The organism is Paenibacillus sp. FSL R7-0333 (assembly GCF_038000365.1).
Taxonomy (GTDB): domain Bacteria; phylum Bacillota; class Bacilli; order Paenibacillales; family Paenibacillaceae; genus Paenibacillus_AQ; species Paenibacillus_AQ silagei.
This window is the reverse complement of sequence record NZ_JBBOBZ010000001.1, coordinates 5582704-5596583: the sequence shown is the minus strand read 5'-3', so window position 1 is coordinate 5596583 and position 13880 is coordinate 5582704. Positions and strand designations below refer to the sequence as shown.

At 54.8% G+C, this 13880-nt stretch carries 14 protein-coding genes; 11 read left to right on the top strand and 3 right to left on the bottom strand.

Going from position 1 to position 13880, the window contains the following annotated elements:
* The first annotated feature begins 74 nt into the window (after positions 1-74).
* Together MKY86_RS23605 and MKY86_RS23600 are read left to right on the top strand one after the other, a co-directional pair.
* Entirely contained in the window at positions 75-920 is an 846-nt protein-coding gene (locus tag MKY86_RS23605) for an ABC transporter ATP-binding protein (RefSeq protein WP_076081688.1), read from the top strand.
* The gene (locus tag MKY86_RS23600) at positions 917-1627 is read left to right on the top strand and encodes an ABC transporter permease (protein WP_076081687.1); all 711 of its coding nucleotides are present in this window, start codon (positions 917-919) and stop codon (positions 1625-1627) included. Before MKY86_RS23605 ends, MKY86_RS23600 begins: the two co-directional genes overlap by 4 nt.
* 118 nt (positions 1628-1745) lie before the next feature.
* Here the strand turns inward: MKY86_RS23600 and fabV are convergent, their stop codons facing one another.
* On the bottom strand, positions 1746-2936 hold the full coding sequence (gene fabV / locus MKY86_RS23595) for an enoyl-ACP reductase FabV (RefSeq protein WP_076081686.1): 1191 nt from the start codon (positions 2934-2936) through the stop codon (positions 1746-1748).
* 193 nt (positions 2937-3129) lie between these two features.
* On the opposite strand from fabV, the gene MKY86_RS23590 reads away from it, so the two are divergent.
* From MKY86_RS23590 to yajC, 9 genes are all read left to right on the top strand, one after another.
* Positions 3130-4371, top strand: coding sequence for a serpin family protein (locus tag MKY86_RS23590; protein ID WP_076081685.1), 1242 nt, complete (start codon positions 3130-3132; stop codon positions 4369-4371).
* Positions 4372-4459: 88 nt separating this feature from the next.
* Positions 4460-5206 carry a BofC C-terminal domain-containing protein gene (locus MKY86_RS23585; protein ID WP_076081684.1) on the top strand — a complete coding sequence of 249 codons (747 nt, stop codon included), beginning with the start codon at positions 4460-4462 and terminating at the stop codon, positions 5204-5206.
* A gap of 205 nt (positions 5207-5411) precedes the next feature.
* Positions 5412-5915: a crossover junction endodeoxyribonuclease RuvC gene (ruvC, locus tag MKY86_RS23580; protein WP_036690559.1), complete on the top strand. Its 504-nt coding sequence runs from the start codon at positions 5412-5414 to the stop codon at positions 5913-5915.
* Positions 5912-6535, top strand: coding sequence for a Holliday junction branch migration protein RuvA (gene ruvA / locus MKY86_RS23575; RefSeq protein WP_076081683.1), 624 nt, complete (start codon positions 5912-5914; stop codon positions 6533-6535). Before ruvC ends, ruvA begins: the two co-directional genes overlap by 4 nt.
* A gap of 26 nt (positions 6536-6561) precedes the next feature.
* Entirely contained in the window at positions 6562-7569 is a 1008-nt protein-coding gene (ruvB, locus tag MKY86_RS23570; RefSeq protein WP_036732369.1) for a Holliday junction branch migration DNA helicase RuvB, read from the top strand.
* Between the two features lie 95 nt (positions 7570-7664).
* Positions 7665-9767 carry a SpoIID/LytB domain-containing protein gene (locus MKY86_RS23565; RefSeq protein WP_076081682.1) on the top strand — a complete coding sequence of 701 codons (2103 nt, stop codon included), beginning with the start codon at positions 7665-7667 and terminating at the stop codon, positions 9765-9767.
* 17 nt (positions 9768-9784) lie between these two features.
* Positions 9785-10813, top strand: coding sequence for a tRNA preQ1(34) S-adenosylmethionine ribosyltransferase-isomerase QueA (gene queA, locus MKY86_RS23560; RefSeq protein ID WP_076081681.1), 1029 nt, complete (start codon positions 9785-9787; stop codon positions 10811-10813).
* Positions 10814-10834: 21 nt separating this feature from the next.
* Positions 10835-11971, top strand: a complete 1137-nt coding sequence (gene tgt / locus MKY86_RS23555; protein WP_036690552.1) for a tRNA guanosine(34) transglycosylase Tgt — start codon at positions 10835-10837, stop codon at positions 11969-11971.
* Positions 11972-12016: 45 nt separating this feature from the next.
* A complete protein-coding gene (yajC, locus tag MKY86_RS23550; protein ID WP_036732365.1) occupies positions 12017-12331 on the top strand; it encodes a preprotein translocase subunit YajC in 315 nt (104 codons plus the stop codon).
* 89 nt (positions 12332-12420) lie between these two features.
* Here the strand turns inward: yajC and MKY86_RS23545 are convergent, their stop codons facing one another.
* Complete coding sequence (locus MKY86_RS23545; protein ID WP_235218327.1) at positions 12421-13260, bottom strand: phosphatase PAP2 family protein; 840 nt, start codon at positions 13258-13260, stop codon at positions 12421-12423.
* 99 nt (positions 13261-13359) lie between these two features.
* Positions 13360-13752, bottom strand: coding sequence for a TIGR04086 family membrane protein (locus tag MKY86_RS23540; RefSeq protein WP_076081680.1), 393 nt, complete (start codon positions 13750-13752; stop codon positions 13360-13362).
* Positions 13753-13880: the final 128 nt, after the last annotated feature.

The following is a 13880-nucleotide window of genomic DNA, read 5'->3' as shown; positions in this document are numbered from 1 at the left end:
TCACCCGGTTTTGGTGGCTGAAAGGCTGAATTCTGGATAACGTTAAGTCATCAACAACATAAGGATGTGGTGAGATGGCGGTTATTCAGGTAGAACAGGTCCGCAAGACCTTCGGGGCGAGAGATGCGCTGACAGAGGTGTCCTTCAGTATTCCAAAAGGGGAGATTTTCGGGTTCCTCGGTCCGAGTGGTGCAGGCAAAACCACCTTGATTAAGATTCTGACTGCACAGCTGAAGCCGACAGGCGGAGTGGCCAAAGTATTCGATCAGCCGGCGGAGGCGATGCAGCAGTCGGCCCAGAAGATGCGTTTTGGCATTCTGACCGATAACAGCGGCCTGTATGAGCGGTTGTCCATCGAGGAGAATCTGGAGCTGTACCGGAAGCTGTACGATCTTCCCCGCTCTGCGGTGGAGCAGGTGCTGCAGTTCGTTAATTTAAGCAGTGAGCGCAAGAAGAAAACAAATACGCTGTCCAAAGGGATGCGTCAGCGGGTGATGCTGGCCTGCGCCATTATCCATGAGCCGGAGCTGTTGTTCCTGGATGAGCCGACCTCGGCACTGGACCCGGTGAATTCAGCGCATATCTATAAAGGTTTACGTTATCTGAATGAGAAGGGCACGACCATCTTCATCACGACGCATGATATGGCGGAGGCGGAGCTGCTCTGTAACCGTGTGGCGATTCTCTATCAGGGACGCATCCAGACCATCGGCTCACCAAGGGAGCTGAAGCGGCAGCACCGCGAGAACCTGATCCGGGTGGAGCTTACCAGCGGAGAGGCTTATGAGCTTCCGGTGGATGGGGTCACGGCGGACCGGATCGCGGATTGGATGAAGCGCGGACTCATTGAACGGGTAGAGACGAAGGAACCTAGCCTGGGTGATATTTTTATCAAAATGACGGGAAGTGAGCTGCTATGAACATCTCCTATAAGCGGGCCAGCGCGATCTTTGTGAAGGATTATAAGGAATTCTCGCGCAATTATGCGCTGTCCATTATGCTGCTGTTTCCGATTCTGTTTGCGGTGCTGTTCAAAAGCGCAGGTGCATCCTTGCCGGGAGCCGCCGGATTTCTGTTCAACAGCTCGTTTGTTCTACTGACCTGCTTCGCCCAAGCTTGCCTGATTGCGGAAGAGAAGGAGCGCAACACGCTGCGTACACTCATGCTGACACCGGCTACAACAATGGATGTGCTGATGGGTAAAAGCAGTCTGGTCTTTGTCATGTCGACGGTGGTTCTCGCCATTTCTACACTATTGTTTGGCTATGAGCCTGCAAATATAGGGGTATTCGTAGCCGCGATCGTGCTTTCCATTGTTCTCTACACGGCAGCCGGGACGATCTGCGGTCTCTATTCCAAAACCTTACTGGATGCGTCCTTATCGATCATCCCGGTAGCCTTCATCTTCATGGGCGCACCTTGGGGTGCCGTACTGGCGAAGAATTATCCGGTGTTCGGGGTGCTGGATTACATGCCAAGCAGCCAGCTGGTGCACTTGCTGAACCTGAGCCCAGCCGGTTATTCGGCGGGAGAGGTGTGGCCGCCTCTTCTAATTATTGCAGCGTGGACAGCCGTGCTGGCCCTTGTGTCTGTGGTGCTGTACCAGAAGCGGCTCCGGGACGAATAGGCCGGCGTGGCTGTGACCCTTCGTGGCGCAGGCCGCCCACAGGCTGGATAGAACGCAAAGGAAGCCGCTCCCGGGAGGGAACGGCTTCCTTGCGCTGCGTACAGCAAACGTCAAGCTTTTATACCATATTAGGAATCTCTACGGCAGGGTCTGTCTCAGCTTCATAGTCTACGCCTTCGGTACGGAAGCCGAACAGATGGAAGAAGTCGTCCTGATAGCCTGCCAGATCCGCCAGCTCAGGCACATTATCCGTCTCCAGCTCATTCCAGCGTCTCATGACCTCGATCTGCACATCCTCGCGCATCTCCCAGTCGTCAATACGGATCAGGTGGCTGCCGTCTGCAGCAGCTTCTCCGCCGTTATACAGATGGTCTGCGAACAGACGGTACATCTGCTGGATGCAGTTCTCGTGCAGCTCCTTCTCCTTCATGACTCTGTACAGGGCGGAGATATACAGTGGCACCACCGGGATCGCCGAGCTGGACTGGGTAACCAGTGCCTTATTCACGGATACGAAGGCCCGGCCGCCGGTGGCGGAGAGCTGCTCGTTCAAGGCAATGGCGGTCTGCTCCAAATGATTCTTCGCCTGGCCGATGGTTCCATCCTTGTAGATAGGATGTGTAATCTTGGGTCCGATATAAGAGTACGCTACGGTAGTTGCTCCGACTGCAAGCACACCGGCCTCCTGCATCTGGCTGATCCACATGCCCCAGTCTTCCCCCCCCATCACGGCGATGGTCTGGCGGACTTCATCCTCTGTAGCCGGTTCAATGGTAACGGTAGAGACCTCTCCGGTGTGGAAGTTCATCGTCTTGTTCGAGTAGGCTTGGCCTACCGGCTTAATCACCGAGGAGAATACCTCTCCGGTTACCGGATGGGTGCGGCGCGGGGAGGCCACGCTGTACACGACCAGATCAACGGTGCCGAATTCGGCCTTGATCAGCTCGATTGTTTTGGTCTTGATTTCATTCGAGAAGGCATCGCCGACGATGCTGAAGGATTTCAGCCCCTGCTTGGCCGCTTCCCGTTCAAAGGCAGCAGAATTGTACCAGCCTGCGGAAGCGGTGCGGGTGCCTTCAGCAGCCTTGTCAAAGAAGACGCCGATGGTGTTCGCGCCTGCGCCAAAGGCAGCGGCAATCCGCGAAGCTAGTCCATAGCCTGTGGAAGCGCCGATGACCAGCACGTTCACCGGGCCGGTAAGCTTCTTTTGGGACCGTACATAATCGATCTGTTCCTGTATTTGTCCGGCACATCCCTCCGGGTGAGCTGTTGTACAGATAAAGCCGCGTGTTTTTGGCTGAATAATCATCAAGGATATCCCCTTTGTTTTAGTTTTTAACTTTTTTCGTTAATATAGAGTATAGCAAATGATGGCATAGAAAGATAAGCCTTCAATATAATGAATAGCAATTTTGTATGCCTGCCGCTATGAATTTGCAACTTTTCCCAATCCGCAGCGTCAGTGGGTAGAGAGGTTACGGAGATACAGGGAGGAGATTGGCATGGGCAGAAGATTATCCGCACTTATACTAACCGTGCTGCTCTTGGGCGGCTGCAGTGAAGGAGGTTCGGGCATGAATTATGCGGAGAGACAGGCTGCCGCAGCAGAGCTCGGTTCGCGTCTGACGGACAGCAGCAACCAGCTGGGTGTGAAGCTGTTCAGCCAGTTATGGAAGCAGGGGAGCGGGAACCTGACGATATCCCCGTACAGTGCCGCTGCCGCTCTGGCCCTGGCCTATAACGGCAGTGCCGGAGAGACGGCAGAGGAGCTGGGGAAGCTGCTCGGCTATACCCCGGACGAACGGCAGAAGCTGAATACCGGCCATCAGTCATTAATGAAGCTCTTAAATGATGGGGGACCGGGCGTGGAGCTGAAGATCGCGAATTCGGTCTGGGGTATGAAGGGTCTGACGCTGCGCAGGGACTATCTCAAGACCGGTGAGGATTTCTATGACGCGCAGATTAAGACCACGGACCTGTCGGCAGAGAAGTCTGTGAAGGAGATTAACGGATGGGTGGCGGACCATACGGGGGACAAGATTCAGGAGATGCTCACGGAGCCGCCAGGACCGCAGGCTGTTGCCGTCCTTGTCAATGCGCTGTATTTCCAAGGTGCCTGGACGGATGTGTTCGAGGAACAGGCTACGAAGCAGGCGGACTTTTATCCTCCGGACGGACCGGCAGTGCAGGTGATGATGATGAAGCGGAGCGGTATGTTCGAGTATGCAGCTCATGACGGTTGGCAGGCGGTGAAGCTTCCCTACGGAGAGGGAGAGCTGGAGATGGTAGTGGTCCTTCCGGGTGAGCAATCTTCTCTCGCGGAGCTTGTGGGTCAACTGGAGCAGGGGACTCTGCTGCTGGATAAGGGTTTCTCCAGTTCCCGGGGGACGCTGCTGCTGCCAAGGTTCACGGCCAGCTATGGCACAGAGCTCTCCAAGGCGCTGCAGGCGCTGGGGGTGAAGCTTGCTTTTGATCCGAACCGGGGTGATTTCTCCCTTATGGCGGATCTGGACAGCCCGATCTATTTTGGACAGGTCATCCACAAAACCTATATTGATGTGAACGAGCGGGGAACGGAGGCAGCGGCTTCCACTGTAATTGCTATGCGTGCCGGATCGGCGCCCCCTGTAGACCCGCCCTTTGAAATGAACGTCAATCGGCCCTTCCTGTTCATGATCCGGGACACGCAGAGCGGAGTCGTGCTGTTCCTTGGGGCCATTGAGAATCCCCAGCGTACGGATTGAATCCATGCTGGGATGAATTTCAAGCATTTACGCATAAATGATCCCTTCACAGGTCACAATAGGAAAAAACCAGAATGAAGGGATTAACGTGAATGCTTTTCGCCTGAAAAAACAACTGTGGCGGCGGTGGAGACGCTGGAAAAAAGCTCCCTGGGTTGGTGCGGCATGCCTCGTGCTGACGTTGCTCGCCTGGCGCGGCATGCAGGTTCCGGAAGAAATCAGTACGCTGCTTAAATCTTCGTCATTCCTGAGCGGAAGCGCAGTGCAGAATCTGGAACCCGGAAGCAGCTTACCGGCTGTAGCCGCCGTATATAACCATACAGACGATGATGCTGAAGAGGATGCCGCCGTGATGAACAGTCAAGAGCTGCTGAAGGCTGTGGACAAGGAAGCCATCAGCAGAACGGTGCATCTTAAGACCCTCTATGTAGCTGGTGAAGAGGTGCAGACCCTGCCCGGCAAGCAGACTCCGGCTCAGCTTAGCGAGCTGATTGTCCGGCATGCGGGCTGGAGCGGCTGGCTCAGCCGGGAAGGGGACCTATGGCTGGAGCAGCGGGTCAATGATCTGTCGCCGCTGACCAAAAAAGAAGCCTACTTCGGGGTGGACGAGCAGGGCAATCTGACCTTGTTCCAAGGCCCGCCCGAGGCGGAGAGGGTCATGAAGACCTTTTTCCAGATGGACATGGGCTCCATCAAATCCTCTCTGCCCAAGGGCATCTGGGAGCAGCTTCATCAGGGCATCCGGGTGCAGGATCTGGAGGAGTACAACAGCGTGCTCTCCACCTTCAGCGACTATGCTCGTGATTCCTCTGAACAGGTGATGCATGCGGAGTGAGGGAGAGACTATAGAGTTAGCAGCATGAGGACTCGCGGGCGCGCAGGTGGCCTGCGGGTCTTTGTTGTGTTATGCATGTTTCATTTCCCCGGGGACAAACTTTTTGTCTCCCGGGGAATTTTTTTTGCTATAATGGGTGGAAGGAATACATATGTTCGCTTTAGGGCCGGAGTATCCGCCCGGGCATAGAGGAGAGAGAAGGACTTTGCGCATTTTGGGGATTGATCCGGGGCTGGCGATTGTCGGTTTTGGCTTTGTCGATAAGGTCGGCAACAAATTAACACCGGTCCAATACGGCTGCATCCAGACAGAGGCACATACCCCGGAAGAAGAGCGTCTGCTGCATGTCTATGAAGGCATGGTGCAGCTGATTGATAAATATAAGCCGGACGCAGTAGCGGTAGAGAAGCTGTTCTTCAGCCGCAATGTGACTACAGCCTTACCGGTGGCGCAGGCACGCGGGGTGCTGATTCTGGCAGCCGTGCAGCGCGGGCTTCCGGTGGCAGAATACACCCCGATGATGGTGAAGCAGGCTGTAGTCGGTTACGGCAAGGCGGAGAAGAAGCAGGTGCAGGAGATGGTTAAGCTGCTGCTGAAGCTGACGGCTGTGCCGAAGCCCGATGATGTGGCGGATGCGCTGGCGGTGGCGGTATGCCATGCCCATTCCGTGAGTCTTAATTCCAAATTAAATGAGGTATTGCGAAAATGATAGATTTTCTTAGAGGACCGGTTGCACATTTGGAGCCGGAATACGTTGTGCTGGATGTGCAGGGCGTGGGGTACCGGGTATTCTGCCCGAATCCGTACGCTTTTGCCAAGACTGAGGGTCCGGTGACTGTGTTCATTCATTATCAGACCCGCGAGGATGCTACGCTTCTGTTCGGATTCCCTTCACGCGAGGAGCAGCGCCTGTTCCGCAAGCTGATTGAGGTAACCGGCATCGGCCCGCGCGTTGCGCTGGGCATTCTGACCGGCGGAACGCCGGACCAGCTGATCGCGGCCATCTATCAGGAGAATATCACCTTCCTGACGAAGCTGCCGGGGATCGGCAAGAAGACGGCGCAGCGGATGATTCTGGATCTGAAGGACAAGCTGGACGGCTTCGGCGGGGCAGCTCTGCAGACGGGATTGTTCGCAGTAGCGGCTGAAGCGCAGAGCAAGGCAGAGGCGCTGCCGTGGGAAGAAGCCAGGGATGCGCTGAAGGCGCTCGGTTACACCGATGCCGAGCTGGACAGGGTGCATCTGAAGATGAAGCAGGAAGGCACGGATACCGGACCGGTGGATGTGCTGATGAAGAAGGCGCTGGGGCTGCTGTATACCGCCAAATAGGTCCCTGAAGAACGGAGTGAGGAAGAATGGATGACCGGATTATATCGGCTAATCTGATGATGGACGAGCAGGCGGTGGAATTAAGTCTGCGTCCCCGTTATCTGGGTGAATATATCGGCCAGAACCAGGTGAAAGAGAACCTGAAAATATATATAGAAGCGGCCAAGATGCGCAGTGAAGCACTGGATCATGTCCTGCTGTACGGGCCTCCGGGTCTCGGCAAGACGACGCTGGCCAATATTATTGCCAACGAGCTGGGTGTCAATCTGCGGACCACCTCCGGTCCGGCGATTGAACGGCCCGGCGATCTGGCAGCACTGCTGACGAACCTTCAGGAAGGCGATGTGCTGTTCATTGACGAGATTCACCGTCTGCACCGGACGGTGGAGGAGGTCATGTATCCGGCGATGGAGGATTTCGCGCTGGATATCATGATCGGCAAGGGGCCAAGCGCACGGTCGGTCCGGCTGGACCTGCCGCCCTTCACGCTTATTGGGGCGACGACACGTGCGGGACTGCTGTCTGCTCCGCTGCGTGACCGATTCGGAGTGGTCAGCCGGCTGGAGTATTACACCATCGATGAACTGAGCTTCATCGTGGCGCGCAACGCTGAACTGCTGGGCATCGAGATTCTGGGCGATGCAGCGGAAGAGATTGCCCTGCGGGCCCGGGGGACACCGCGGATTGCCAACCGTCTTCTGAAGCGGGTACGCGATTATGCCCAGGTCCGGGGCGACGGAATCATCACCCCGGAGATTGCTGCTGAATCGCTGAAGATGCTCCAGGTGGACCCCCGGGGACTGGACAGCATCGACCATAAGATGCTGCAATCCATGATCAGCTCCTTCCGGGGCGGGCCTGTCGGACTGGATACCATCGCCGCTACGATAGGTGAAGAGAGCCAGACCATTGAGGATGTATACGAGCCCTATCTGCTGCAGATCGGTTTCCTGCAGCGCACGCCTCGCGGGCGCATTGTTACGCCTGCAGCGTATCATCATCTTGGCCTTCCGCTTCCCCCGCAGCAGAACTGATTACTGAGAATCCTGCCCATAGTACAACATCTTACGTATTGTTTGGGCTACAAACCGAAGTGGATGTATCATTAATACTTTTTAGGAGGCCTACAATGAAACTTGCGAAGTGGACAACAACAGGAATCGGGCTGCTGGGCCGGGGGGCGCTGGCTGCATTGCTTGCAGCAGGCAGTCTGCTCATTCCGGCAGATCACGCCCGCGCCGATTCCGGCGGGTCGATCCGGGTTGCACTGTATGCCGATATTGGCAGCAAATATAAATCTACCGTACCGCTGGTAACCCTGCAGTCCGAGCAGAGCTTCAGCCTGCTTCCGGCAGCCGGCGGCAGCCCGTTATTGTCGGTTCCGGCCCAGAACAAGGTCCGTGTCAGTCTGGACGGGTACCGGGTGAAGGTGCTGGAGACGCCAAGCTGGCAGACCGCTGCGGATGCGGCGAAGAAGCTCCAGTCTTCTTCCAATAAGCCGCAGATTTTTATGGCTGCGAGAGGCGGAGCCAAGGTATATCAGCTATACACTGGAGGCTATGCCAGTGAGAGTGCAGCCAATAACGGGCTGAACGCAGTCCTCAAGGCCGGTCTGGCAATTCCTGAGGGGCAGACCCCTGCGGTGGCCGGAACCAAGCATCTGTCTGCGGGCTCCTACGCTACACTCGAGGAAGCCCAGGCGGTAGTGGGCAGCCTGACCACTGCCGGCTTAGATGCCTGGCCGGTATTCATATCCGGTGAGGGCGGCAGTGCGCGTACCGAGGTATGGGTAGGCGAGGCGTCAAGTGACAGCGAGCTTGCGGCGGTCTCTGCTTCGGCAGCTGCGCTGCTTCCTCAGCTTGCTCTAACGCCTGTGGCTCCGGGTGCACCCGGAGTAATGATCCGTATGGACGCAGGGCTCGATTTCAACAGCGAAGTCCAGGCCTTTCATTATCTGTTATCCGGAAGTGACGCAAAGTTCATCTTGTCCGGCAATGAGAAGGGAATTATGCTAACCGAGCGATCCAAGCGGATCTATCGCGGCGATATGGAGCTTGGCAATCTGAATGGTTCATTGTCTGTCATTAACGTGGTTCCGCTGGAGCAATATCTGTATGCGGTAGTGGGGGGAGAGGTATCCTCCGGCTGGCCGGAGGAAGCGCTGAAGGCCCAGGCTGTAGCCGCGCGCAGCTACGCGCTGTCCCAAGGGAACCGCTTCGATGTTGCCAATGTGGTGGATACAACGCTCAGTCAGGTCTATAACGGAATCGGTGCAGAAGCACCCACAATCATCAAGGCGGTCGATGCCACTGCAGGTGAAGTGCTGCAGAGCGGCGGCAAGGTCGTAGAGGCGGTATTCTCCTCGAACAGCGGCGGCGTTACGGCTGACCCGTCGGAAGTATGGAACAGCGGCGGCAACTATGCCAGTGTGGCCAGCGCAGAGGATGTGGCTGCGGTGGGCTCTGCTAAGAAGTGGTACTATGTACTGCTGGACAGCGGCGTCTCCGGCTATGCCCGGGAAGATAACATCAAATTAACAGGCAGCAAGACAGCCGCAGGGCTCCCCATTGCCACAGCCACTGCCAAGGATGTGAATATCCGGCCGCTGCCTGTCGTTGACAGCAGTGCTGCTCCGGCAGGCAAGCTAAATCCCGGACAGAACGCCGTAGTGCTGAATCAGGTCTATGAATCCGGCAGCTACAGCTGGATCAAAGGTCCGTATTCTTCAGCCGAACTGCTGAAGAGCCTGGCCGGCAAGACCAGCGGCACTCTGCCCTCTTCTATAACCACTCTGGAGGTTACCCGGCGCGGGCCATCAGGAAGAGCAGTGGAGGTCAAGGCGAACGGCCAGATCCTGCAGGTGAAGTACCCGGATCTGTTCCGTTCCTCCTTCGGGGGATTGCCTAGCACCTTGTTTGATATTGTACCTGCCGGAAGTTATACTGTATTAGGCGCTGATGGCTCTACAGCTGCTATCGGCAGCACCAGCTCGGCCGGAGTGCTGTCTGCCTCGGGCCAAGTGACGTCCAGCGGCAGCGGTACGGTCGTGATGGGCGCGGATCAGACCGCAAGAGTCGTGACCGGCAGTCCGGGCTTCTATTTCATCGGCTGGGGTTACGGGCACGGACTCGGCATGTCTCAATGGGGCGTGAAGGGAATGGCCGACAAAGGGTATGATTATAAGCAAATATTGCAACACTATTTTAATAACGTTACTATAATTAAGAATTAAGGAATGAAGGTCCTATTATGAATGTTGAACTTTATGATTTCAATCTGCCGGAGGAGCTGATTGCACAGACTCCGCTTGCCGACCGCAGTTCATCCAGACTGCTGCTGGTAGACAAGGAGAACGGGCAACTGGACCACGGTCATTTCACGGATATACTGGGGCAGTTCCGCCCGGGCGATACGCTTGTACTTAATGATACACGGGTTATTCCCGCCAGACTGTTCGGAGTCAAGGAAGATACCGGAGCCAAGGCGGAGGTCCTGCTGCTTAAGAATCTCGAAGGGGACCGCTGGGAGGCGCTGGTGAAGCCCGGCAAGAAGCTGAAGACCGGCGCGGTCATTGTATTCAGTGAAGAGCTTCGTGCCGTGATTGAAGATGAAGCAGATATGGGCGGGCGGACACTCCGCTTTATCTATCAGGGGATTTTCCAGGAGATTCTGGACAGGCTCGGCTCCATGCCGCTTCCTCCTTATATCAAGGAAGCTCTGGATGACCGTGAGCGGTATCAGACCGTGTATGCCCGGCATGAAGGCTCGGCGGCAGCGCCGACAGCCGGACTGCATTTCACCACCGAGCTGCTGGAGCAGATTGCAGCCATCGGTGTGAATATCGTCTATGTCACACTTCATGTTGGTCTCGGGACCTTCCGTCCCATGTCTGTCGAGACTGTGGAAGAGCATGTCATGCATGCCGAATATTTCGAGCTGTCCCAGGCAGCGGCGGATGTGCTTAATGAAGCCAGAGCAAGGGGCGGAAGAATAATAGCTGTAGGCACAACCTCATGCCGGACCCTGGAGACCGTAGGCAGACAATGCCAGGGCAGGCCGATTGAGGCTTGCAGCGGCTGGACGGATATTTTTATCTATCCGGGTTATGAATTTACTGTCGTTAATGCACTGATCACCAATTTCCATCTGCCCAAGTCAACCTTGGTCATGCTGGTAAGCGCTTTGGCTGGCCGGGAGCTGATTCTCGCCGCATATGAAGAAGCGATTAAGCAGCAGTACCGGTTCTTCAGCTTTGGCGATGCAATGTTCATTTATTAAGCAAGAGGAAGGGTTAAACCAATGGCAGCAATCACTTACGAACACATTAAGACCTGTAAGCAATCCGGGGCACGGCTCGGAAGAGTCCACACCCCGCACGGAATTATTGAGACACCGACCTTCATGCCGGTGGGCACCCAGGCTACTGTCAAGACGATGAGTCCTGAAGAGCTTAAGCAGATGGAAGCACAGATTATTCTGAGTAATACGTACCATCTGTTCCTTCGTCCGGGTCATGAGATCATCGGCGAAGCGGGCGGCCTGCATAAGTTCATGAACTGGGACCGCCCGATCTTGACCGACAGCGGCGGCTTCCAGGTATTCTCCCTGAGCGACATGCGTAAGATCACCGAAGAAGGGGTTCATTTCCGCTCCCATCTGAACGGAGACAAGAAGTTTCTGTCTCCCGAAGTCGCTATGGAGATCCAGAATGCGCTCGGTTCCGATATTATGATGGCCTTCGATGAATGCCCGCCTTATCCGGCTGAATATGAGTATGTGAAGAAATCGCTCGAACGTACCACCCGCTGGGCCGAACGCTGCCTCAAAAGCCATGCCCGTCCGAATGACCAGGGACTGTTCGCTATCGTACAGGGAGGCATGCATGAGGATCTCCGCCGCCAGAGCGCGGCTGATTTGACTTCCATGGATTTCCCGGGGTATGCTATTGGGGGACTCAGCGTCGGAGAGTCCAAGCAGCTTATGTATGAAGTGCTGGATTACACGGTTCCGCTGCTGCCGCAAGGGAAACCGCGCTATTTGATGGGCGTAGGTTCACCGGATGCGCTGCTGGAAGGGTCAATCCGCGGAATAGACATGTTCGACTGCGTTCTGCCTACCCGTATTGCCCGTAATGGAACAACAATGACCAGTCAGGGGAGACTCGTCGTGCGTAACGCCCAGTATGCCCGTGATTTCGGGCCGCTGGACCCGGAGTGTACCTGTTACACCTGCCGGAACTATTCCCGTGCTTATCTGCGTCATCTGATTAAGGCCGACGAAACCTTCGGCTTGCGGCTGACAACGTACCATAACTTACACTTCCTGCTGGAATTGATGCGTAAAGTGCGTGAAGCCATCATGGAAGATCGGCTGCTTGATTTTCGCGATGAGTTTTTTGCACAATACGGATTATATGATAATCTAAAAGGCTTCTAGAGAGTACGGAGTGTTCATGTTTATTCTTGAAAGGGGGGAAATGATATGTCACAGTTTTATATGGCAGCAGGTACAGGCGGCGGAGGCAGCATACTGGGTCTGGTAGGTCCGTTTGTACTGATGTTTGTTGTGTTCTACTTCCTGCTGATTCGTCCGCAGCAGAAGAAGACCAAGGCACGCAACGGAATGCTCAAAGCGCTGAAGAAGGGCGATAAGGTAGTTACCATCGGCGGTCTGCACGGAACGATCATGGAGATTTCGGATGACATCGTTATTCTGCGGGTTAATGATGTAACCCGATTGACGTTTGACCGGGGCTCGATCAGTCACGCAGTTGTGGAAGTAGAAGACAAGATGTAATAGTCTCTCTGCTAAATTACATAAAAATCGGCGTTTCTCTTACGAGAGAACGCCGATTTTTTTATACGTCATATACGGAATTGAGGGCCTTAACGTGTATTGGTGACCCGGCCCCGCACTCTCAAGCCCTGTTCCCCGCTGCGCAGGGTAAGCTTGGCAAGCGGTACGGCGATAGCCGTGGACAGTACAGCCAGCAGGGTGCCGCCAATCATGTCGGTCAGCCAGTGAATGCCGAGATAGAAGATTCCAAACACGATAATAACGGCTGAGATTGTACTGATCACCATCCAGCGGCGGTTGCCTGAGCGGTAAGCGAGCAGAGCCATGGATACGGAGATAGCGGTATGTAGGCTCGGGAAGCAGTTATTGAGGCCGGATAGCGGCCGGTATTCCTGTTCAAACTTCGGGAAAACATCCAGCATGATGAACCGAACCCCGGCAGGCGCATAGGACCACACCTCATTGACCGGAAAGTACAGATAGAACGGAATAGCGATAGCATAGGTTAAAATAATGGTGTAGCAGGTCGCATAGAGAATCACACGGTTTTTGTCCAGCAGATAGATCCCCAGTGAGGCTGCCAGCACGGCCTGCAGCATGAAGATATAGAAGAAGACAATCACCGGTGTCAGCCAGGGAGCGTAGAACAGCTCTTGAACCATCCGGACGAAATGCCCCTCCAGGCCGAAGATAAAACCTGTGTAATCTGCGGTCAGCCGCATCTTTTCTTCGATCTGCAGCTCATATTTATTCAGGGCAAGAATGCTGAACATGCCTATAATAATGAGTGTGAATTTATAGGATCTCAGCAGCTCTCTCCCGATTTCAACTAAGGCCATCAGCGGATTGCGCCGTGCGCCGATCCAGATTAAGATCACAACAATGGCAACGGTATATACAACTACAAGATTCATGGACTGATACAGCAAAGCATTCGAAGCCTCCTTGATAATCGCTCATATGAAGTCAGACATAGGTAGTGTACCATATTTTCAAGGGAAGGTTTCAATTTTCGAAAATTATATTAATTAGGTTTTCTGTAAATTAACTCCAAACATTCCTCCTAGTGCGCTAATGCCTGCAGCCGCCAGAACCCACAGGAAGTCCATTCCCCCCGGTGAACTGTCAAGCGCCAAAAATCCGATCAGCAGTACAGCCAGTCCGTATAACATGCCTGTGAGTGCTCCTTGGTACCAACCTCTGCGGACGGCCCTGCTGCCTGCGGTCAAGCCTCCGAATGCGGCAGCGACGCCGTGCACAATGTAGGTGTACATAGTGAGGTCCTGTTCCTGCAGTCCGCTGCCCCAGAGCAGGAGGGAGAGGATGAACGCACCCAGCATCATCCACAGGAACGAGCGGATTAAACCCGATAATACCGGACTAGATATTTTCCATGAGAATAGACGCCTGATCAGAGACATGGTAAAACCCCCTAAAAGTTTGTTAACCGGATACTAATTATTGTATGGGGAGGCTTGCCCCAATAGTACAAGAATAGGCGGTATGACTTTTACCAGTAATTAATCAGCAGCTTTCCGAATGTTCCCTT

Bases quoted from the DNA above. Each gene is read 5' to 3' on its own strand.
- MKY86_RS23605 (WP_076081688.1), top strand. From the start codon at position 75: ATGGCGGTTATTCAGGTAGAACAGGTCCGCAAGACCTTCGGGGCGAGA.
- MKY86_RS23600 (WP_076081687.1), top strand. From the start codon at position 917: ATGAACATCTCCTATAAGCGGGCCAGCGCGATCTTTGTGAAGGATTAT.
- fabV (WP_076081686.1), bottom strand. From the start codon at position 2,936: ATGATTATTCAGCCAAAAACACGCGGCTTTATCTGTACAACAGCTCAC.
- MKY86_RS23590 (WP_076081685.1), top strand. From the start codon at position 3,130: ATGGGCAGAAGATTATCCGCACTTATACTAACCGTGCTGCTCTTGGGC.
- ruvA (WP_076081683.1), top strand. From the start codon at position 5,912: ATGATAGATTTTCTTAGAGGACCGGTTGCACATTTGGAGCCGGAATAC.
- ruvB (WP_036732369.1), top strand. From the start codon at position 6,562: ATGGATGACCGGATTATATCGGCTAATCTGATGATGGACGAGCAGGCG.
- MKY86_RS23565 (WP_076081682.1), top strand. From the start codon at position 7,665: ATGAAACTTGCGAAGTGGACAACAACAGGAATCGGGCTGCTGGGCCGG.
- queA (WP_076081681.1), top strand. From the start codon at position 9,785: ATGAATGTTGAACTTTATGATTTCAATCTGCCGGAGGAGCTGATTGCA.
- tgt (WP_036690552.1), top strand. From the start codon at position 10,835: ATGGCAGCAATCACTTACGAACACATTAAGACCTGTAAGCAATCCGGG.
- yajC (WP_036732365.1), top strand. From the start codon at position 12,017: ATGTCACAGTTTTATATGGCAGCAGGTACAGGCGGCGGAGGCAGCATA.
- MKY86_RS23540 (WP_076081680.1), bottom strand. From the start codon at position 13,752: ATGTCTCTGATCAGGCGTCTATTCTCATGGAAAATATCTAGTCCGGTA.